Source organism: Intrasporangium chromatireducens Q5-1 (assembly GCF_000576575.1).
Taxonomy (GTDB): domain Bacteria; phylum Actinomycetota; class Actinomycetes; order Actinomycetales; family Dermatophilaceae; genus Intrasporangium_A; species Intrasporangium_A chromatireducens.
Genome location: NZ_AWQS01000058.1, coordinates 1 through 20,898, shown reverse-complemented (window position 1 = coordinate 20,898; position 20,898 = coordinate 1). Strand labels below are relative to the sequence as shown.

Genomic DNA, 20,898 nt, shown 5'->3' with positions numbered 1-20,898 from the left:
CTGGGCCGGTGCTCGCGCGGGCCCCGCGCACCCCGCGGGTGCGGGTGCTTCTTGGGCCCCTCGAGCAGGCGCGCGAAGTCCGCCTCCGGGATCGGTATGCCGCTGGGCTGGCTCGCGCCGGTCGCCGCCACGATCTCGTCGCCGGGTCGCGCCCGGACCAGCCCGGACTCGACGCCGACCTCGGCGAGCTGGCGCTCGACCGTACGGCGCTGGTGCGGCAGGACAAGGGTGACGACGGCACCCCGCTCCCCGGCGCGGGCCGTGCGACCGGACCGGTGCAGGTAGTCCTTGTGGTCGGCGGGCGGGTCGGCCTGCAGGACGAGGGACACGTCGTCGACGTGGATGCCGCGGGCGGCGACGTCCGTAGCGACGAGAACGGGCAGCGTGCCCTCGCGGAAGGCGCCGAGGACCCGGTTGCGGGCGCCCTGAGTGAGGCCGCCGTGCAGCGCTGCCGCCATGACGCCCTCCTCGCGCAGCTGCCGGGCGACCCGGTCGGCGCCCAGCTTGGTGCGACAGAAGACGATGGTCCGTCCCGGCCGGTTCGCCAGCTCGGCGGTGATCGCCTTCTTGTTCACCGGGTCGATGAGGAGCGCGTGGTGTTCCATCGTCTCGACGGAGGCGGTGGCGTCATCCGTCGAGTGGATCACCGGGTCGGTGAGGTAGCGCTCGACGAGCCCGTCGATGCCGTGGTCGAGGGTCGCCGAGAAGAGCAGTCGCTGACCGCCGGCCGGGACACGGTCCAGGATGGTCGTGATCTCGGGGAGGAAGCCCATCTCGGCCATGTGGTCGGCCTCGTCGACGATCGCGATGGCGACGTCGTCCATCTCGACGGCACCCCGCTCGAGCAGATCGTTGAGCCGGCCGGGAGTGGCGATGAGCAGGTCGACGCCCTTGTTCAGGGCGTTGATCTGCGTCGTGTAGCTGAGGCCACCGGCCACGAGCTTGTGCCGCAGCCCGACGACGTGGACGAGCGGCTCGAGGGCGTCGGACACCTGCATCGCGAGCTCACGCGTGGGGACGAGGACCAGCGCCCGCGGCCGCCGCGAAGCACGCTGGGTCCCGGACTCGAGAAGCCGTGTGATCGTCGGCAGGCCGAAAGCGAGGGTCTTGCCCGAGCCGGTCTGCCCGCGGCCGAGCACGTCGCGCCCGGCGAGGGCGTCCGGGATGGCCGCGGTCTGGATCGGGAACGGCTGCGTGATTCCTTCGCGAGCAAGGCGCTCCACGAGGCGCTCAGGCAGGCCCAGGGCGGCGAACCCGTTGTCCTCGGTCACTTCCACCGGCCCGTCGGACACCGGCGTGCGGGTTGCCTTCGTCCAGGTGTCGGCTTCGATGCGCTCGGCCTCGGCGTCATGGAACTGGCCGTCCGCATGGTCGAACCGATCCCCCCGGTCATCCCGGCGACCGAACGAGCGACGGTCGTCACGCCGGTCGAACGAACGGCGGTCGTCACGCCGGTCGAACGAACGGCGGTCGTCACGCCGGTCGAACGAGCGGCGGTCACCACGGTCGTCACGACGGTCGAAGGAACGGCGGTCATCACGACGCTCGTCACGCCGGTCGAACGAGCGGCGGTCACCACGGTCGTCACGCCGGTCAAAGGAACGGCGGTCATCACGACGGTCGAAGGAACGACGGTCGTCACGACGCTCGAACCGGTCACCGCGGTCATCACGACGCTCGAACGAGCGTCGGTCGTCATGGCCGTCGCGCTCGAACCGGTCCCTCCGGTCGTACGAACGCGGGGCATCGCCGCGGCGGTCGTCCCGCTCGAAGCGGCTCGTGCGGGCGGGCCGGGCCGGGGCGGAGGAACTCCCGCCGCCACGGCGCGGCTTCTTGTTGCGGGCGTCGGCAGAGATCGTCGCTGCCGTGCGGGCAGCCTTCTTCTGCGCCGGTGTCCAGCGGGCCTTCTTGTCGGCGCCGGATACAGACTTCTTGGGCATGCGTATTCAACTCATCTCAACTCGAGCAGACACGTCTCGAGCCGCGAGTTTCACGACCGTGCAAGACGGGCCTCAGGCACAGTGTTGCGGTGCCCCATGGACCGGCGGCTGCTGTGCCGTCCGGTGGTGACGTCCGCCGGGTGGCGCCTTGCGGCGCGGTTGATCGGAGCGGACCGAAGGACGAGTCTACCAGTGCTGGCGCCGTCGCCGGACCACGAGCAACACGACGACGGCCGCCACGATGCCCGCGAGGTCGACGACAGCATCCCAGACGTCACCCGTCCTGCCGGGAAGCGCGAAGTGCTGGACCAGCTCGCTCACCGGCGCGTGGATCGCAAAGCCGAGCGCCGGCGCCCAGACGCGCCGCAGGGCCAGGCCCACGGCGAGCGTCGGCACCGCGAACACGAGCAGGTGCACCACCTTGTCCGTCCAGCTCACCGGCCCTTGCACCGTCACGACCGGCCAGTAGAGGACGCAGAGCTGCAGGACGACGAGGACGACCGCCGCGGCGGCAAGCAGGTGTCGGGGAACTCTCGGCATGGCGCCGCCAGTCTAGGTACCGTGCCGGAAGAGCACGCGCGGATCCGAGGAGACAGCCATGGGCAAGCGCAGCGTCACGGTCACCGGGTCAGGCTCGGCGTCGGTCTCGCCCGACGTCGTGCGGCTCGACCTCCGGGTTGGGCAGGAAGCCACCGACGTGGCGTCCGCGCTGTCCGGGGCAGCGGCCCACGTCACGGTCGTCGGCACGGTGCTGCGCGAGCACGGCGTGGCCGAGCGCGACATCCGCACCATTGACACCAATGTTCACCAACGCTTCCACAACGCCGGCTCACCTGTCGGGTTCACGGCGGAGCAGCGGCTCGGGGTCACCGTGCGAGACCTCGACCTCGTCGGGAGGATTCTCGAGTCGGCCGCCTCTGCCGTCGGCAACGCCCTCCTCGTGGACGGCGTGCGGCTCGACGTGGCCGACCGATCCGATGGGTTGCGTCGTGCACGGGACGGGGCGTTCGCGGAGGCCCGGGCGAAGGCCGAGCAGTATGCGGAGCTGTCCGGCTGCCGGCTCGGCGACGTGCTGGAGGTGGTCGAGAGCGGCGCGGTGCCGGTGGCGATGCCGCTGATGGCCATGGCTGCGACGCGGGAGCGGGGTGCCGCGATGCCTCTCGAGGGCGGTGACCTCGAGCTGCACGCGGCGGTGACGATCCGCTGGCTGCTCGCCTGATCCCGCCCCGGGCGCGCTCCCGGAATGACGCCTGCCGCGGAATAGCCCCGGGAGCCGCACCGTTGGGACAGGCATGGCAACGACTGACCTGACCGCACAGACCTTCGAGAAGACAGTTCTCGACAACGACATCGTTCTCGTCGACTTCTGGGCCTCGTGGTGTGGCCCCTGTCGACAGTTCGCCCCCGTGTACGACGCCGCCTCGCAGGACGAGGGCAATGACGGCATCGTCTTCGGCAAGGTCGACACCGAGGCGGAGCAGGCGCTGGCCGGCGCCGCCAACATCACCTCGATCCCGACGCTCATGGCATTCAAGGAGGGTGTCCTCGTGTTCGCCCAGCCCGGCGCGCTCCCCCAGTCCGCCCTGCAGGACGTCATCAAGCAGGTCAAGGACCTCGACATGGCCCCCATCAAGGAGCAGCTCGCCCAGGAGGCAGCCGAGAAGGGCGGCCCGACCGCCTGATGGTCGGCCGCCCCGCCCGTTCAGGCAGCGGGGCGCTTGCGTCCCTCGAGGTGGTGGAAGACCGTCCAGTACAGGATGCCAATCATGACGCCGCCGCCGACGATGTTGCCCAGCGTGACGGGTAGCAGGTTGCCGGCCAGGAAGTGCGACCACGTGAGGTCGGCGAAGGTGGCCGGGTCGAGGTGGGCGCCGCTCCAGAACTCCGCCCCAGCGGTGTCCTTGATGACGATCCCCAACGGCACCATGAACATGTTGGCGACCGAGTGCTCGAAGCCGGACGCGACGAACAGGGCGATCGGCATGGTCACGGCGACCACCTTGTCGGTCGTGGTCCGGCCCGAGTAGGCGGCCCACACGGCGAGGCACACCATGAGGTTGCACAGGATGCCGAGGAAGAAGGCCTCCGCAAACGTGTGGTGCAGCTTGTACGAGGCGGTGCTGAGGACGACCTTGCCCCACCCCCCGTCGGCGCTGCGCCACGTGCCGCCGAGGTAGACGAGGGCCGCCATCGTCAGGGCGCCGACGAAGTTCGCGGCATAGACGACTGCCCAGTTGCGCAGGAGCTGGGCCCACGTGATCCGTCCGCTGGCCCGCGCCGTCAGCGTCAAGGTGGACGACGTGAACAGCTCGGCGCCGGTCAGGACGACGAGGGCCAGGCCGGTGGAGAAGGTCAGCCCACCGAGCAGCTTCGCCACGCCCCAGGGGAGGGCGGCCGCACCGACCTGGCTCGTGGTGAAGAAGATGAAGCCGAGGGCGATGTACCCGCCGGCCGTCAGGCCGAGCAGGAACGACTTCAACGGGTTGCTGGTGGCCTTGGCGAAGGCGGCGTCCTCGGCCGCCTTCGCCATCTGCGGCGGGGTGAGGATCGCGGTCGAGTCTGCGGTCGACATGTGGGTCTCCGAATCGTGGGTGGAGCAGGTCGGTGTCAGATGCGGGCGTTGATGACCTGGTAACCGGAGTCCTCGCGGGTCCCGCCCATGCCGTCCTGGATGGTGCTGTAGTCGGCGATCCACTCGAGCGAGCGAATGTACTTGACCATCTTGTAGCCGACGTAGGACTCGACCCGGATGCGAAGCGGTGCGCCGAAGGTCCACGGCAGCGGCTTGTCGTTCATCGACCAGGCGAAGATCGACTCGTCCTCGTGGCAGTCCTCGATGGGGATGCAGGAGTAGAACGGCTCGAGGGGCCGACCGTCGCTCATGCTCTGGGCCAGGCCGAACGAGGTGACGAGCAGGTACTTCGCGTCGGCGGGCGGCGGGCCGGCCAGGGCCATGACGTCCATGACCTTCGGGCCCTTCCACTTCGCGATGCCGGTCCAGCCCTGCATGCAGGCGTGCGCGACGATCTGCTCCTGCTGCGGCAGGGACTTGATCTGCTCGAACGGCACCCGCACGATCTTGGCGGGGTCGTTGGCGGGTCCGATCTCGAGGACGTAGTCACGGAAGTCGTGCGCGGCCAGCTCGTGCCACTCGGGGGACTCGTCTGGCTTGGGGTAGCGGCCGTTGGTCCAGTGGTAGGGGGAGATGTCCTTCTCGGTGTAGGGCTGGGCTGTGCGGTTGCGCGGCTTGAACTTGTTGATCGTGAGCTTCCGGAACGGTTCCATGGCGCGGAAGAGGAACTTCTGGCTCGCCCGGCGGTTGCGGATGCTGACGTAGCTGATCGCTATCCACACGATGATCGCGAGGGCGATCGTGGAGATGATGATCGTCGTGGCCTGGGCGACGCGTGCCGGGTCGTACTCACCGAAGACCATGTGCGTCACGTTGTACTCGCGGTGGGTGATGAAGACCAGCGCGACGTGGCCGAGGATGAAGACCGACATGGCGACCATGCCGAGGAAGTGGATCGAGCGGGCAGCCTGCCGACCGCCGAAGAGCTTTGGCAGCCAAGGGAATCGGCTGCTCACGGCCGGCGACATGACCGGCCCGGTGACCATCATGAGCGGGGCCACGATGAAGACGATGGAGAAGTAGGTCAGCTTCTGGAGCGCGTCGTACGGGGTGAAGTGCTCGATCGAGGGCACGCCGAAGCCGACGTAGATCTTGAGCGACTCCCAGGCCTCGGGGAAGATGCTCCAGGAGGTCGGCACGATGCGGCGCCACTCGCCTGTGACGAAGAGCAGCGACACGTAGACGAGGCCGTTGAGAACCCACAGCATCGTCACCAGGCCATGCCAGTGACGACCGAGGGCGGGGTTGAGCTTGCCGGGCAGCGTCAGCCAGCTGGGCGGCTCCAGCTCGTCGTCGTGGGCGGTGTAGGCCCCCTCCTCGGGAGGCACGACCCGCTTGGTGAACCTGATCCACTCCGTGCCCGGCCCGCAGTCACTGCGCCAGTAGAAGCGCGGGTGCGTGGCGATGATCTGCCAGCCCGACCTCAGCAGCAGCCCGATGAGGAAGAAGTTGATCAGGTGCGTGGCCCGCAACCAGATGGGGAAGTCGTACTGCGTCATCGCTGTCTCCAGTGCGTCGTTGTTGACGGCCTGAGTACTACATCCCGTAGTACTCAACTGTCGCAATATTGACGGAGCCAACCGTAGAAATCAAACGGGGAGATTGTGGCCTTCGTCACGCCGCGCGCGTAGCGCCATCCGGGCATGACAAAGGGCGCTCGGTCCGAGACCGAACGCCCTTCCGCAGCCGGCGCACGGCGTGACGTGGTCACCACGAGTGGTGGAGGTGGCGGGAATTGAACCCGCGTCCGATGACGAGAGACCAGGGCTTCTCCGGGCGCAGTGCGCTGTGGATTTTCTCGGCCCCAGGGCTCGCGCGCACACGTTCCCTGACAGGCCCAGTTGAGTAGGAGTCCCGCGCCGTCCCCCAACATGACGACGCAGCAAGTTCCCTAGCTGACGCCAGACACTGAGTCGGAAACTAGCTCAGGCTGACGGACTTCGAGGCTCGCTCAGGCGGCGAGGGCGAAGTCGGTGCGCTTGGAGTTGGCACCTATTGGTTTGCAAGGAGCGTTGACGAGATGACCTTGCATCCTCGGCCCGCTTCCCCTGGCGAATCGACCACCGTCGAAACCGATCACCCCCATGAGGGCGACCACATCACGCTGTGCACTTGTCAAGCTGCGAGATCACAGTATGCCTGAGTAACGCTCGGGTGGTCCAAGCCATTCCCGTATGCCGCTCAGCTCCGGCCCTCTCGCCCCCCACCTCCCCCTGCGGACAGGTGGGCTCACCGCAGCATCGGCAGCTGCTGGTCGCGGGCCAGGACTCCCCGGAAGAGGTCGCCGCGCTCCTCCAGGCGGTCGAGGATCGTCCGGATCGTCCAGCGGTCGGGTCGCAGGTCGGGGTCGTCCAGCTCGTCCCAGAGGATCGGCGCGGACACGGGAGCCCCGGCCGAGGGTCGTGGGCTGTACGGGGCGACGAGGGTCTTGTTGACCGCGTTCTGCGTGTAGTCGAGCCGGGCACGGCCCTTGCGGTCGCTCTTGACCCACTTCCAGCTGACCGCGTCGGGCATGACGGCACCCACGGTTTTCGACACCCGCTCCGCCCAGGCGCGGGTCTCCTCGAAGGTCGGGCCCGGCGCGATCGGGACCCAGATCTGGATCCCGCGTCGCCCGGTCACCTTGGGGTAGGCGCGGAGGTGGAGGTGCTCGAAGGCCGTGCGGTGCAGGCGGGCCAGGGCGAGCAGCTCGTCCCATGTCGTGTGGTCGCCCGGGTCGAGGTCGAACAGCACGTAGCTGGGCTCGTCGGGGGTGGAGGCCGGTGAGGTCCACGGGTGCCACTCGAGCGCGCCGAAGCCGGCCACCCAGACGAGGGTCGCGGGCTCGTCGACGACGACGTAGTTCTGGGTCTCGTCGGCGTCGGCCTCCGGGTTGCGCCACCGCGTCACCCACTCTGGAGCGTGGTGCGGAACCTCCTTGTGCCAGAACCCTTTTGCCTGAGCTCCGTCCGGATAGCGATGCATGTTGAGCGCTCGGTCCCGCAGGTAGGGCACGAGAACGGGCGCGATGCGTGCGGCATACGCGAGCAGCTCGCGCTTCGTCACCGGCTCCTCGTCGCCGCGCCCGGGGAAGAGCACCTTGTCGAGGTTGCTCACCTTGAGGCTGCGGCCGAACACCTGCCACATCCCCTCGCCGTCCAGGTCGGCGAGGGCGGCCAGCTCGTCCTCCGTGGGCCCCTCGACGAGGGGCTCGCCTGTGGGAACCGACGCCTGGTCTGCCGGCAGGTCGGAGCGCCAGAGCCGTTCCGGCGCGGCCTTCACCTCGTCGTTGGTCCGCCCCGACAGAACGGAGGTGGTGAAGTCCCCGGCGTCCCACCCCTCCTCCGCATGCTCGTCGTGCTTGTGCACGAGGAGCCACTGCTCCTTGCCGGACTGGTCGGAGCTGCGCCGGACGAGGGCAAACCGGCCTTTGAGCCGCTCGCCGAACGTCTCGACGTGGAAGTCGCCGGCGCGCACCGCGGCCGCCGGGTCGTCGGCCCCGACCGGCTCCCACGTGCCGCGGTCCCAGACGATGACGTCGCCCCCGCCGTACTCCCCCGCCGGGATGACGCCCTCGAAGAACTCGTACTCCATCGGGTGGTCCTCGACGTGGACGGCGAGTCGCTTCGCCCCCGGGTCGAGCGTCGGCCCCTTCGGCACCGCCCAGCTGGCAAGGACGCCGTCGATCTCGAACCTCAGGTCGTAGTGGAGGCGGCGCGCCCGGTGCCGCTGCACGACGAAGCGGCGTCGGCCGTCGCCCGTGGGCGCCGCTCCCCCGGCCGGCTCGGTCGTCCGGGTGAAGTCGCGCTTGCGTCGGTAGGGGGCGAGCAGGGCTGCGGTGTCGGCGCGGGCCATGCCCCCGTCCTACCCGTCGGCGGCCGTCGGCTCACCAGGAACCGGAGGAGGAGCCACCGACCCCGCCACCGCTGAAGCCGCCGCCCGAGAAGCCCGAGGACCCCGACGACCCGGGTGTCGACGTGAACGTGCCGGTCGAGGTGGTCGAGAAGCTGTCGACGCCGCTCGCGATGCTCGTGAAGTCCGGGAAGGCGTTGCCGCTCCAGATGTACCAGGTCGGCATGATGAGCGGCTGGTGGGCCGCCTCCGCAGCGCGGGCCACGTCGGCGAAGGTCTTCGCCCACCGGTCCGCAACCCCGAACACCACGGCGTACGGCAGGTAGCGGCTGAAGATGTTGGAGGCCTCCTCGAAGGCGATCTGCCCGGCCTCTGCCGTCAGGAGGTACTCCTTGAAGCCGAGCGACTGGGCGAGCACCGCTGAGCCCTCGGGGGTCTTGGCGGCCATCCTTCCCCCGACGAGGAAGACGATGACGCCGGAGAGGACGAGGCCGATGCCGAGCGCGACGCCGCCGGTGAAGCCCCCGCCCAGGATGGCAGCGAGGGCGGACTGCCCGTAGAAGAGGAGGATGCCGCCGACCACGGCGAGGACGATCCCGAAGCCCTGCCAGACGGAGCGCTGGGTCTGGGGCGACTGGCGGAACCAGCCGCGCTGGACGACCTCGCGGTACATCAGGCTCTGGATCCGTTTCAGGGTCTGGGCGAACGTGTTCTTCAGGTCGGAGAGCAGCACGGCGTCACCCTCACCTCGGAACAGTCCGCTCAGCAGCTCACTCTCGTAGGGCAGCAGCCGGTCGTTCTCCGGCGGCTGGAGCCGGTGCAGCCGCCAGTCGGTGCGCTTGAACATCCCGCCCGCCTCGACCTCCTCGATCCGCAGGTAGCCGCGGACCGCGAGGTCGATGACGGTGGCCGAGACGTCGATCGGATTGGCCGTCTCGTCGATGATCGTGCCGACCATGCCGGGCTGCACGCCCTTCGGTGGCTGGAACTGCACCGCGACGGTCGGTCGCCCACCGCGCGTCGTCGGCACGGCGGGCGCGCCGGGCACTGCCCCGGCTCCCGCACCTGAGCCGGCGCTCGCGCCGGCGAACGCGGGGCTCAGTCCGGGGGTCAGGTCGGCGTAGCGCTCGTCGCGCCCCCGGGTCCACCAGAGGGCGCCCATGACGGCCGCGGCGATGACCGGCGCTCCGATCCCGGCCGCCCAGGCCGCGGCATTGACCGCCGGGGCGGCCTGGCTGCCGACCCCGGAGTCGACGCCGCCGGTACGGACGTCGGGCTGCGGGTTGTCGAACGCGGTCGCGGGGTACTCGGCGACGACCGACATCGCCTGGCCGGGTGTCAGGCCGTCGGCCACGAACCGGGTCGGCTCGCCCGCCGTGCCCTGGCACTGGTCGGTCGAGCCGCGCTCCCCCCGGTAGCAGAGCACCCGGGTCGAGGCTGCTGGGGCGTTCACCGTGACCGAGACGTGGTCGCGGGGCGTGTACTCGTTCGTGCCGAACACGTTGTAGTAGAACTCGACGGTGTCGTTCTGCTGGATCGGGTTGAGCACGTTGCGGAGGGTGTACTTCACGACGTAGGTCTGGGTCCCGCCCGTCCACTCGTCGGCGCTGCCGATCCGGATCTGGTCGGCCGCGCCGTTCTCGGTGACCTGGAACTGCGAGGGCGCGCCGGTTGGGCTCGACACGGAGACGTCGGTCATGTCGAGGTAGCGGTACTTGCCCTCCTCGTTGTTGTAGCCCATCCGCACGACGATGTTGCGGAAGATGCCGTGGCGCTGCTCGCCGCTCGGGAACTGCCACTGGATCGTCTCGGCGACCCGGACGCTGCCGTCCTTCTGGAGGTCGTAGACGACGTCGAACGACTTCATCGCCTCCCCGCCGGCCGCCTGCGCGGCCCCGACGGGGCCGAACACCATGACGGCCACCGCCACCACGAGTGCGACCACGGTCGGGAGACGGCGCGCGCGGCGCTTCTGGTCGATGGTCGTCATGGCACTGCCCCTCGTCCTCGTGCTCATCTGCCACCGCGCCGGGCCGCGCTGACCGCGCGCTCCGCCTCGCGGCGGTCCTGCCGTTCGCGCAGCGCGTGCCGCTTGTCGTAGGCCTTCTTGCCGGTCGCCAGCGCGATCTCGACCTTGACCCGGCCGTCCTTGAAGTACATGGACAGCGGCACGATGGTGCGCCCGGACTCGCGCGTCTTGCTCGCGATCTTGGTCAGCTCCTGCCGGTGCAGGAGCAGCTTGCGGCGGCGCCGCGGCGCGTGGTTGTTCCACGTGCCGTTGAGGTACTCGGGGATGTGGACGTTCTCGAGGTAGAGCTCGTCACCGGAGAACATCGCGAAGCCGTCGACGAGCGAGCACCGCCCCATCCGTAACGCCTTGACCTCGGTGCCGGACAGCACGACGCCCGCCTCGTAGGTGTCCTCGATGTGGTAGTCGTGGCGCGCCTTGCGGTTGCTCGCGATGAGCGAGCGCCCCTTCTCCTTGGCCACCGCGCTGTCCCTCCTGTCTCGTGGCGCCGCGCCGACCGCGCTCGCGCGTCAACGCTACCCGGTGGGACGGGGGCCGACGCGACCGAGTTCCCCCACGCGTGGAGACCCAGCCGAAGCGGTCGTATGCCGCTCAGCGCGCGACCGCTCAGCGGCATACCCTCCGGGGGCCGTCGGCGGAGCGACGGCTCAGAGCCACTTGTTGGGGTTGACCGGGGTGCCGTCCTCGTAGACGCCGAAGTGCAGGTGGCAGCCGGTGGAGTAGCCGGTCGTGCCGGAGTAGCCGAGCAGCTGACCGCGGTTCACGTGGCCGCCCCACTTCACGATGCTCGACAGGTGGTTGTACGTCGTGACGAGGTCGACGCCGCGGTGCATGCCGTGGTCGATGACGACCTGGTTGCCCCAGCCGCTCGGGCGCCAGCCGGCCCGGACGACGTCGCCAGGGGCCGCGGCGTAGACCGGCGTGCCGCACGCGATGCCCCAGTCGAGGCCGTCGTGCAACATCCACTTCTGCAGGACGGGGTGCCACCGCATACCGAACCCGGAGGTCGTGGGGCCGCCGGCGGGGCGGCTCAGGAAGTTCGACGGGGTCGGGTCGGCGACGACGGGCGGCGGAACCTTCGGCGTGTAGTTCTGGCCCTTCTTGCGGGCCTCGGCCGCCTTCTTCTGCTCCGCACGGATCTTCGCCTGGCGCTCCGCCTCGAGCTTGGCCTTGCGCCGCTGCTCGGCGAGCCGGGCCTGGCGCGCGCGCTCCACGAGGATCGCGTTGAGGCGTGCGGCCTCGGCACGCGCGGCGGCAAGGTCGGACTGCTCGCTCGCCTTCTGCGCCTGCAGGTCCTTTGCGAAGGCGCTCTGCTGGGCCTTGAGCTTGTCGAGTTGGCTCTTGGCGGTCTCGGCGTTGGTCCGGGCGGTCTCGGCGTTCTGCCGGGCGATGATCGCCTGTTCCTTGGCCTGCGTCGCGGCCGCCGCGGCGGCCTCGGCGTTCTGCAGGGCCAGTTCGGCCTGACGCTTCAGCTCGGCGATCTCGCCGCGCACCGACGTGAGGTAGGAGCGCGTGGAGACGTTGTCGGCGTGCATCGTCGCGAGGCTGTCGACGGTGTCGCTGGCGACGTTGCTGGCCGTGTCGGCCATGATGATGCGGTCGGCGAACTCCTGCGGCGTGCCCGCACCGAAGACGAGCCCGAACTGCGACTCCGTGCCGGCACCCTGGAAGACGTCCGCGGCGTAGGCGTCGAGGGCGTCCTGCGAGGAGCTCAGCTGCGACTCGGTCTTGCTCAGCTGCTCCGTGGCCCGCGCCTCGTTGGCCTTCGCGACGGCGAGCTTCTGTGCCACGTCCTCGTTGTGGGCGCGGGCCGTGGCCTCCGCGGCGAGGGCCTGACGCTCGGTGTCCTCGGCCTTCGCCTGGGCCGACTCCGCCCGCGTCACGGTGGCCTGCGCGTTGGCGAGCCGCTGCTGCGCTCCCGGCAGGGCCGCCTTGGTCCGCTCCAGGTTGACGTAGGCGCCGGCCAGCTTCGCGTTGGTCCCCTCGAGCTGCTGGCCCAGGGCAGCGATCCGCTTGTCCGCCTGCCGCTTCTGGTCCTGCACGTCGTCGGCGCGCGCGACGAGGGTGGAGGTCAGTGAGACGGTGCACGCGAGGGTCACGCCGACCGCCGCGAGCCGGGTTCCGGAACGCGGCGAACCACCCCGCAACTTTGGCCACATAAGTCCCATTGGTACCACACCTTCACGGCCGTGCGGGAGCCCCGCACGAAAAAATGGGCGGCCTCACCACGCCCGAGGCGGGGCCGGGGACGGCTCAGACGCGGAGATACCGGCGCAGCGTGACCCACGACGTGACCGAGGCGAGGCCCGCGACGCCGACGATGATGAAGGGCGCCACGACCCAGACGTCGATCACGCCGATGAAAGCGGTGTCGGTCATTGTCTCGCTGAGGAAGCCGGTCACCCCGTACCTGACGGTCGCCCACAGCATCGCGACCGCCAGACCGGCTCCGACCACGCTCGCGATGATCGTCTCCATCACGAACGGGAAGCGGATCGTGAAGTTCGAGGCGCCGACGAGGCGCATGATCCCGGTCTCGCGCCGCCGGCTGAAGGCGGTCTGGCGGATCGTCGTCGAGATCAGCATGATCGCGGCGAGCACCATGAGCGAGGAGAGCGCGATGGCCGACCAGGAGACGGTGTTCATGAACGTGAAGAACTTCTCCAGCAGCTTCTTCTGGTCCTGCACGTCGGCGACGCCGGGCATGCCCTTGACCGTGCTGGCCACGACGTCGAACTTGCTCGGGTCGTTGAGGTTGACCCGGTAGGAGTCGGCGAAGTACGACTCCCCCGCCCGGGCGAGCGGCGAGTTCTTGTAGGTCTCCTTGAACCGCGAGTAGGCGTCGTCACGCGACTCGTAGAAGATCTCCTTGACCGTCGGCCGCAGCGCTTCGAGCTCGTTCTTGATGACGGCCCGTTGGGCGTCCGTGGTCGGCTCGCCGGCACAGTTCGTGTAGCGGGTCTTCTCCGCGCAGAGCAGGACGGTCACCTGCACCCGGTCGTACCAGTAGTCCTTCATCGTGTCGACCTGGCGCTGGCCCATGAGGCCAAGGCCGAGCAGGTACATCGAGATCATCGTGACGATGACGACGGAGACGGCCATGGACAGGTTGCGGCGCAGGCCGTTGCCGATCTCGCCGAGCAGGAACTGCAGCTTCATGGCTCCCCGATCAGTGGCTGTTGACGGGCGTACGACGACCGCGGCGGAACAGTCCGCGCCGAGGTCGGGGCGCGTCGGCATCCCTGCCGATCGGTGGCAGCTCGTCCACCTCGTCGGGGTCGTCGAGCTCCGGGCCGGCCAGGTCCGGGTCGTCGCCGGCCGACACGTCGTGGCGCCCTGCGTCCGGCTGCTTGGCCGATCCGGGTCCGTGCGGTGCAGTGATCGGGCCGGCACCCTCCCCGTGCAGCAGTGGCGCCCCGTCGCCGAGCCGGATCCGCGGCAGGCTGCCGGTGGTGTACTCCCCCGCCTGCTGGTCGCGCACCATGACGCCCTGGTGCAGCTCGATGACCCGGCGCCGCATGGCGTTGACCGTCGCAGTGTCATGGGTGGCCATGACGACTGTCGTGCCGGTGCGGTTGATCCGCTGCAGGAGGTGCACGATGTCGAGGCTCGTCCCGGGGTCGAGGTTGCCGGTGGGCTCGTCGGCGAGCAGGATCGGCGGCCGGTTGACGAACGCGCGCGCGATGGCGACGCGCTGCTGCTCGCCTCCGGAGAGCTGGTGCGGGAGGCGCTTCTCCTTGCCGGCGAGACCGACGAGCTCGAGCGTCTCGGGCACCGTCTGGCGGATCCTGGACCGCGACGCGCCGAGCACCTGGAGGGCGTAGGCGACGTTCTGGTACACGGTCTTGTTCGGCAGCAGCCGGAAGTCCTGGAAGACGCAGCCGATCTCGCGGCGCAGCGCGGGCACCTTGCGCTCCGCGAGCCGGTCGAGGTCCCGACCGGCGACGAGGATCCGCCCGTCCGTCGCGTCCTGCTCCTTCATGACGAGCTGGAGCATCGTCGACTTGCCGGAGCCGGACTGGCCGACGACGAAGACGAACTCCCCGCGCGGGATCTCGAGGGAGACGTTGTCGAGAGCCGGCCGCTGCGTCCTCGGGTAGGTCTTCGTGACGTTCTCGAAGAGGATCATGCGAGCGGGCCTAACGTGAGCGGGAGTGCGGGTCGGGCAGGGCCCGAGCCCAGCGGCATACCTCCGGCATGTCACCGGGCCACCCACGAGGCTACGGCTCGAGCGGACGAAACCCGTGTTACCCCTGTGACCGGCGTGGCGCGCCCGTCACGCGCTCGCTGCTGCGGTGTCCTTCTTGCGCTGCTCCACCGTCCACCGGATGCCGGCCTCGATGAAGTCGTCGATGTCGCCGTCGAAGACGGCCGAGGGGTTGCCGGTCTCGTGGTTGGTCCGCAGGTCCTTGACCATCTGGTACGGGTTGAGGACGTAGGAGCGCATCTGGTCGCCCCAGCTCGCCTTGACATCCCCGGCGAGCTCCTTCTTCGCGGCCGCCTCCTCGGCCTTGCGGAGCAGGAGCAGGCGGGACTGGAGGACGCGCAGGGCCGCGGCGCGGTTCTGGATCTGGGACTTCTCGTTCTGCATCGACACGACGATCCCGGTCGGCAGGTGCGTCATCCGGACAGCGGAGTCGGTCGTGTTGACGCTCTGGCCTCCGGGGCCGCTCGAGCGGAAGACGTCGACCTTGATCTCGTTCTCGGGGATGTCGATCGAGTCGTCGCTCTCGATGAGCGGGATGACCTCGACGGCCGCGAAGCTCGTCTGGCGCCGGCCCTGGTTGTCGAACGGGCTGATCCGCACGAGCCGGTGGGTGCCGCCCTCGACGGCGAGGTGCCCGTAGGCGTAGGGGACGTTCACCTCGAAGGTCGCCGACTTCAGGCCGGCCTCCTCGGCGTAGGAGGTGTCCATGACCTTGGTCGGGTAGCCGTGCCGCTCGGCCCAGCGCAGGTACATGCGCAGCAGCATCTCGGCGAAGTCGGCCGCGTCGACGCCACCCGCGCCGGACCGAATCGTCACGACGGCCTCGCGCTCGTCGTACTCGCCGGACAGGAGGGTGCGCACCTCGAGCTCGCCGATGTCCTTCTTCAACTTCTGGAGCTCGCGCTCGGCCTCCTCCATGGTCGCCTGGTCGTGCTCTTCCTCGCCCATCTCGACGAGGACCTCGAGGTCCTCGACCCGCCGGTCCATGCCCATGACCCGCTCGCGCTCCGAGTTCGCCCGGGAGAGCGAGCTCGTCACCTGCTGGGCGTGGTCCGGGTCGTCCCACAGGTCGGGGGCGGCGGCCTGCTTCTCGAGGTCGGCGATCCGCGCGGTGAGCGCGTCCAGATCGGTGACGCCGCGCACGGAGTCCATCGTCGCGCGCAGGTCCTTGAGTTCTTGCGAGAAGTCCACAGCCACGACACAACAGCCTACGGCAGCGCGTGAGTATGCCGTTCAGCCGCTCGCGCGACCAGCTCCCCTCCCGCTCTCCTCCCGCTCCGCGCCCGGAGCGGTTGCTCAGGGGGCGGGGCAAGGTGGATCGTCCGCGGTCGCCGGTCAGACCCCGAACGTGTGCCTGAGCGGGTAGTGCGCGTCCTGGTCGGCATCGAGCTTGGAGCCGAGCACTTGGTGCAGCTGGACGACGTTCGTCTCGAACCCGTGCGAGCTACCGCTCAGGTAGAGCCCCCAGATCTTCGCCTTCGCCTCGCCGACCTCCGCGACGGCCGCCTCCCAGTTGGCGGAGAGGTTGCGTGCCCAGGCCCGGCATGTCTTGGCATAGTGCTGCCGGAAGCTCTCGTGGTGCTGCACCTCGAAGCCGGTGTCCTCCATGACCGACACGATCGTGCCCGACCCCGCCAGCTCGCCGTCGGGGAAGATGTAGCGGTCGATGAACGACCCACGCAGCCCCTCGGCCCGGAGGGCGCCGTTGTGCCGGTTGTCCGGCCGGGTGATGCAGTGGTTGAGCAGACGGCCGCCCGGCGTGAGCTTGTCGTGCAGCGTCCGGAAATAGGCAGGATAGTTGCCGACCCCGATGTGCTCCGTCAGGCCGATCGAGCTGATCGCGTCGAAGCCGGTCTCGTTGACGTCGCGGTAGTCCATGAAGCGGACCTCGGCCAGGTGCGAGAGCCCTGCGTCCGAGATGGCCTTCTGGGCCCACAGGGCCTGCTGCTTCGACAGTGTGACGCCGAGCGCCTCGACGCCGTAGTGCCGGACGGCATGCATGACCATGCCGCCCCAGCCGCAGCCCACGTCGAGCAGCCGCATGCCCGGCTTGAGCCCGAGCTTCTGGCAGACGAGGTCGTGCTTGTGCTCCTGAGCCTGCTCGAGGGTCGCGTCGGCGCTCGGGTAGATCGCGCAGGTGTAGGCCATCGAGGGACCGAGGACCAGCTCGTAGAAGCGGTTCGACACGTCGTAGTGGTGCGAGATCGCCTCAGCGTCCCGGGCGCGCCCGTGGACCACGCCATTGGTCAGCCGCCGCAGCCGGCTCGGCGCCTCCTGCGGCGGCAGCGGCGGACGGCGGAAGGCTGAGCGGCCGAGGCCGCGGAGGATGTCGGGGACCTCCGCCGCGTGGAGCGTGGGGGTGGGGATCTTGTCCATGGTCCGGGTCAGGACCTCATACGGGTCGCCGGGGTCGATCGGATCGACCTCGAGGTCGCCCATGACATAGGCGCGCACCAGGCCGAGCTCGCCGGGGGCGGTCACCAGGTAGCGGAGCCCGCGCTCGTTGAGGATGCGCAGCGTCACCGGTGCGGCGGGATCGCCCCCGACAGACCCGTCATACGCCTCGACTTTCAGCAGCAGGCCCGTCGGGAAGAGGCTGTCGATCACCTCACCGATCGTCATCGTCATACGCGTCGCACCGCCTTTGCATAGAGGTCCGGGAGCCGCCCCTCCGGGTCGTGTACCCGCTTGGCCGCGCGGTAGGCGTCACCGCCGTACAGCTGCCAGAAGGTCTGCTCGTCATAGTAGGCATCCGAGTAGAGAGACTTGTGGCCTCCGAGCTCGCCGACCTTGCTCTCGATGGCTCGGTTGAGGTCACCGTCCTCTCGTCCCGGGAGGATCGGAGCCGTCGACCAGAATCCGACGTTGACGTAGGTCTCGCCCGGCTCGAGCGGGTAGAGCGGCCACCGCCTCGGTCCGTCACCGGTGTCGCGAAGCACGAGCGGGCACAGCCAGACCGGGTCAATGGGGATGGTGTCGAGGAACCACCCGAGGAACTCCGCAGTGCGGTCGAGCGGGATCTCGACGTCCTGCACGACCCGCTCCTGCGGCGGCTCTCCACGACGCTGCTGCAGCGTGGCCCACCAGTGGTGCCGGTTCTCGAAGCGGATGATCTTCCAGTAGACGTCACTCCGCTTCAGGGAGTCGGGCCAGAGGCGGCGGACCAGGGGACGCTGCACCCCGAACGCCCGCGAGCACCAGAACCAGTCGGTGTCCCACCGCCAGAGGAAGTCCCTGGTCGTGAGGTAGTCCTCCGTCCGCAGCTGGATGGAGCGGTAGAAGACCTGCTGGCCCGTGTAGCTGCTCGTGTAGGGCGCTGAGTCGGCCCAGGTCCCGAGAGTGAGGTAGGCCTCGTCGACGCCGAAGACGACGCCGTCGAGGAAGTCGACGGGCTCGCCGTCGAAGGCATGAGTGGAGACGATGTCCGCGATCGCCGTCTGTACGGCGCTCAGCTCCCTGAACCGCACGTGGCGCAACCGGACATAGGCATGGACGCGCTCCAGCTGGATGACGAGACGCGTCGCGTAGCCGAGGCTGCCGTAGGAGTTGGGGAACGCCTCGAAGAGGCCGGCGTTCGGTCCGTCCGGTCGGGCGGTCACGACCTCGCCCGACCCGGTCAGGACGTCCAGCTCGAGGACCGACTCGTGCGGCAGTCCGTTGCGGAACGAAGACGCCTCGATGCCGAGACCGCTCACCGCACCGCCGATCGTGATGGTGCGCAGCTGCGGGACGACGAGCGGCATGCACCCGACCGCGAGGGTCGCCTCGACGAGGTCCTCGTAGGTCGTCATGCCCTCGACCTCAGCGGTGAGCGCTATCGGGTCGACCGAGAGCACCTGGGTCAGCTGGGAGACGTCGAGCCCGGGCGTCGGGAGCGCGACCCTGGGCCGGAAGAGGTTGGACGTGCGCTTGGCCAGACGGACCGGCTGCCCCTCGGGGATCGCCCGGTAGGAGCGGCGCAGCGCGTCGACCCGCTGCTCATGGGCGGACAGGACCGCTGCGGAGACCGGCATGGCTCACCCCTTCGTGACCGGCCCGGGCGGCCCCGGGCTCGTTTGGAGGCTACGCCGTCACCGCGGGGCTCGCCCTCCGGAGGCACGCAGGTGAGTCGCCGAGGTGAGTCGCCGAAGTGATCACTGAGGTGAGTCGCCGAGGTGAGTCGCCGAAGTGGTCACTGAGGTGGTCACTGCAAGGGCGCCCGGGCCCTCGATTCGACGGTGATCGTGACGCTCCCCCCGAGGGCGCTCACGATCCCGCCCGTCATGGGCAGTCGGGCCTGCCCCTGCAACCGGACGACCGCCGTGTGACCATCCGGGGTGCCGGTGCCCTCGACGAGGGCCCAGCCGGTCAGCCCGGGCGGCAATGGCGTGCGCGCCAGGTGGTCGCTGGCAGTGGCGAGAACGGAGGCATCCGACAGCAGCACCGCGCCGCCGATTCCGCCACGGTAGGCACCTGACTCCTCGAGCGAGTCGGCGGCGTCGAGGGCGATGGCGTCGGCGGTGTCGAGGATCCGCATCCGGGCGAGCTGCGCGGCGGTGACGTCGATCGCGCCGACGATGAGCAGCGCCACGATCGAGAAGAGGCCGAGGATGAGCAGCCCGATCTGGCCGTCGTCGCGGCGTCCGAGAAGGACCGGGCGCCATCGGGCTCGGACGAGGTGCCCCCGGGGCCGTCGGGCAGCGGTTCGTTGCGGAGCCCTTGCTACGGCGGCCATCAGCGACTCACGTAGGTGTCGACCGCGGACACGTGCGTCGAGGAGACCGTCACCGACGAGGGGACATGCTCGGCGAGGAAGTCCGGCACGAGGGGTAGCTGGACCGAGATGGAGGCAGTGGTGGTGACCTGGCCACCGGGGCGCAGGCACGGACTTGCGTCGCAGCTCAGGTCCAGCCGGGTTCCGCGGTCGAACGCGAAGTCACTGAAGGCCAAGGCCGCCGCCGACCTGGCGCGGCTCTCGGCCTCGTCGTCGTTGGTAGCAGTGACGAAGGCGCGCCCAGCCTCCCGTCCGGCAAGCGACGCGCTGAAGGCCCCGGCCTGGACCCGGGCCGCGACCAGGACGAGGTAGACGAGCGGGATCAGCAGGCCGATGCCGAGGACGATGAACTCGACGATCGCCCGGCCGTCGTCGCGGCGGTCCCAGAGGTCGCGCCAGGCGTCCCACCTCATGATGTCCCCGTCCCGACCTGGTTCTCGCTGAACGCGCGCCCACTGACCACCAGCCGGCCGGAGGGGCCGATCGGGCCGATGACGGGCAAGGGCGCCCGCACGGTGACCTCGACGACCCGGACGCCGTCGGCGGTGCGCTCGACCGCTGTGACGTCGTCGGCGAAGCGCTCGCTCAGGCCCGCGGTGATCAGCTGGGTCGTCCGGTCCACTCCGGCCTGCAGGCCGGCGTCCGCCCGTGCCCCGAACCGCGCGCCCTCCGAGGCGGCCGAGATCAGGCTGTTGCGGACGTACAGGGCGAGGCCGAGCTGGAAGACACCCATGGCGACCAGCAGGAGGAGCCCGGCCACCATGACGAACTCGGCCACCGCCGACCCCTGGTCCCGTGGCCTCGCAACGTGCCGCTGCAGCCGCATGCCGCGAGGGCGGGTCAGCGTCCCGGGCCGGTGACGTTGCCGATCGCGTCACCGAACAGCTCGAGCAGCCGGTCCCCGGCGAAGCCCCACAGCACCGTGACGATGCCGGCTGTCATGAGGGTGATCAAGACCCAGCCGGGCACGTCGCCGCGGTCGCGTCGGCCGCCAAGACGGCCGACCACCGCGGCCAAGGCGTCGCGCCGGTATCGCTCCATCGCGCGGATGATCGTGTCCATCGTGGTGCTCCAATCGGTGAGGGCATGGCGCCGGGTGGTCAGAGGGAAAAGTTGAGGAAGCTCGCGCCGGGATAGAGGGCGAAGAGGATCGTCACGGGAAGGATCAGGAACACGACGGGGACCACAAACGCGATGCTCTCCCTATCCACTCCAGACCGGGGCGGAACCGACAAAGGGAGCAACGTGAACACCACCACCACCACCACAGCGGCCGCGGCCCTCGCCCGGGTCGACATCACGGCCCGAGCGATGGCACACGCGGCCCGCGACAACGCGGACCCGACCGACACCTACCGGGCGTTCTTCGACGCTCTCCGCGTCCTCGCGGACATGCTCGAGTGCCCGCTCGGCGTCGTGCTTGGCGAGGTCGCAGCGATGGACGAGACGACGGCCAGAATCCGGGCGGACCTACGGCGGCGCGGCGTCATCCCCGAGGACGTCACC

General features: G+C 69.7%; 20 protein-coding genes and 1 other RNA gene. 3 read left to right on the top strand and 18 right to left on the bottom strand.

Annotated elements, in window-relative coordinates:
- Positions 1-1,940, bottom strand: a 1,940-nt coding sequence (locus N864_RS09260; protein ID WP_034715848.1) for a DEAD/DEAH box helicase, incomplete at its 3' end; no start/stop codon positions are given.
- A gap of 186 nt (positions 1,941-2,126) precedes the next feature.
- The gene (locus N864_RS09255) at positions 2,127-2,480 is read right to left on the bottom strand and encodes a VanZ family protein (RefSeq protein ID WP_051518395.1); all 354 of its coding nucleotides are present in this window, start codon (positions 2,478-2,480) and stop codon (positions 2,127-2,129) included.
- A 58-nt stretch (positions 2,481-2,538) separates the two neighbouring features.
- Between N864_RS09255 and N864_RS09250 the strand changes: the two genes are divergently transcribed.
- Together N864_RS09250 and trxA are read left to right on the top strand one after the other, a co-directional pair.
- Entirely contained in the window at positions 2,539-3,159 is a 621-nt protein-coding gene (locus N864_RS09250) for an SIMPL domain-containing protein (protein ID WP_034715847.1), read from the top strand.
- Positions 3,160-3,232: 73 nt separating this feature from the next.
- A complete protein-coding gene (gene trxA, locus N864_RS09245; RefSeq protein WP_034715846.1) occupies positions 3,233-3,622 on the top strand; it encodes a thioredoxin in 390 nt (129 codons plus the stop codon).
- A 20-nt stretch (positions 3,623-3,642) separates the two neighbouring features.
- On the opposite strand, the gene focA is transcribed toward trxA, so the two are convergent.
- From focA to N864_RS09170, 16 genes are all read right to left on the bottom strand, one after another.
- Positions 3,643-4,512 carry a formate transporter FocA gene (gene focA / locus N864_RS09240; RefSeq protein ID WP_034715845.1) on the bottom strand — a complete coding sequence of 290 codons (870 nt, stop codon included), beginning with the start codon at positions 4,510-4,512 and terminating at the stop codon, positions 3,643-3,645.
- Between the two features lie 35 nt (positions 4,513-4,547).
- Complete coding sequence (locus tag N864_RS09235; protein WP_034715844.1) at positions 4,548-6,071, bottom strand: molybdopterin-dependent oxidoreductase; 1,524 nt, start codon at positions 6,069-6,071, stop codon at positions 4,548-4,550.
- A gap of 218 nt (positions 6,072-6,289) precedes the next feature.
- Positions 6,290-6,656: a transfer-messenger RNA gene (gene ssrA / locus N864_RS24125) on the bottom strand.
- A 145-nt stretch (positions 6,657-6,801) separates the two neighbouring features.
- Positions 6,802-8,406: a non-homologous end-joining DNA ligase gene (ligD, locus tag N864_RS09230; RefSeq protein ID WP_034715843.1), complete on the bottom strand. Its 1,605-nt coding sequence runs from the start codon at positions 8,404-8,406 to the stop codon at positions 6,802-6,804.
- Between the two features lie 31 nt (positions 8,407-8,437).
- Positions 8,438-10,393 (bottom strand): DUF2207 domain-containing protein, encoded by a 1,956-nt coding sequence (locus N864_RS09225; RefSeq protein ID WP_034715842.1) that lies wholly within the window; start codon positions 10,391-10,393, stop codon positions 8,438-8,440.
- A 23-nt stretch (positions 10,394-10,416) separates the two neighbouring features.
- On the bottom strand, positions 10,417-10,893 hold the full coding sequence (gene smpB, locus N864_RS09220; RefSeq protein WP_034715841.1) for an SsrA-binding protein SmpB: 477 nt from the start codon (positions 10,891-10,893) through the stop codon (positions 10,417-10,419).
- Positions 10,894-11,079: 186 nt separating this feature from the next.
- Entirely contained in the window at positions 11,080-12,531 is a 1,452-nt protein-coding gene (locus tag N864_RS09215; RefSeq protein ID WP_240474272.1) for a M23 family metallopeptidase, read from the bottom strand.
- A 154-nt stretch (positions 12,532-12,685) separates the two neighbouring features.
- Positions 12,686-13,591: a permease-like cell division protein FtsX gene (gene ftsX / locus N864_RS09210; RefSeq protein WP_034715840.1), complete on the bottom strand. Its 906-nt coding sequence runs from the start codon at positions 13,589-13,591 to the stop codon at positions 12,686-12,688.
- A gap of 10 nt (positions 13,592-13,601) precedes the next feature.
- Positions 13,602-14,561, bottom strand: coding sequence for a cell division ATP-binding protein FtsE (gene ftsE, locus N864_RS09205; protein ID WP_034715839.1), 960 nt, complete (start codon positions 14,559-14,561; stop codon positions 13,602-13,604).
- 147 nt (positions 14,562-14,708) lie between these two features.
- Positions 14,709-15,836, bottom strand: a complete 1,128-nt coding sequence (gene prfB, locus N864_RS09200) for a peptide chain release factor 2 (RefSeq protein WP_034715838.1) — start codon at positions 15,834-15,836, stop codon at positions 14,709-14,711.
- 138 nt (positions 15,837-15,974) lie between these two features.
- Positions 15,975-17,267, bottom strand: coding sequence for a class I SAM-dependent methyltransferase (locus tag N864_RS09195; protein WP_034715837.1), 1,293 nt, complete (start codon positions 17,265-17,267; stop codon positions 15,975-15,977).
- Positions 17,264-18,652: an FAD-binding oxidoreductase gene (locus N864_RS09190; RefSeq protein WP_034715836.1), complete on the bottom strand. Its 1,389-nt coding sequence runs from the start codon at positions 18,650-18,652 to the stop codon at positions 17,264-17,266. The genes N864_RS09195 and N864_RS09190 overlap by 4 nt, the downstream gene beginning before the upstream one ends.
- A gap of 170 nt (positions 18,653-18,822) precedes the next feature.
- The gene (locus N864_RS09185) at positions 18,823-19,353 is read right to left on the bottom strand and encodes a hypothetical protein (protein ID WP_051518393.1); all 531 of its coding nucleotides are present in this window, start codon (positions 19,351-19,353) and stop codon (positions 18,823-18,825) included.
- Positions 19,353-19,805, bottom strand: a complete 453-nt coding sequence (locus tag N864_RS09180) for a hypothetical protein (protein WP_034715835.1) — start codon at positions 19,803-19,805, stop codon at positions 19,353-19,355. Before N864_RS09180 ends, N864_RS09185 begins: the two co-directional genes overlap by 1 nt.
- On the bottom strand, positions 19,802-20,170 hold the full coding sequence (locus N864_RS09175; protein ID WP_276203100.1) for a TadE family protein: 369 nt from the start codon (positions 20,168-20,170) through the stop codon (positions 19,802-19,804). Before N864_RS09175 ends, N864_RS09180 begins: the two co-directional genes overlap by 4 nt.
- Before the next feature lie 62 nt (positions 20,171-20,232).
- Complete coding sequence (locus N864_RS09170; protein ID WP_034715833.1) at positions 20,233-20,454, bottom strand: hypothetical protein; 222 nt, start codon at positions 20,452-20,454, stop codon at positions 20,233-20,235.
- 183 nt (positions 20,455-20,637) lie between these two features.
- On the opposite strand from N864_RS09170, the gene N864_RS09165 reads away from it, so the two are divergent.
- The coding region (locus tag N864_RS09165) for a hypothetical protein (RefSeq protein ID WP_034715832.1) at positions 20,638-20,898 on the top strand (261 nt) is incomplete at its 3' end.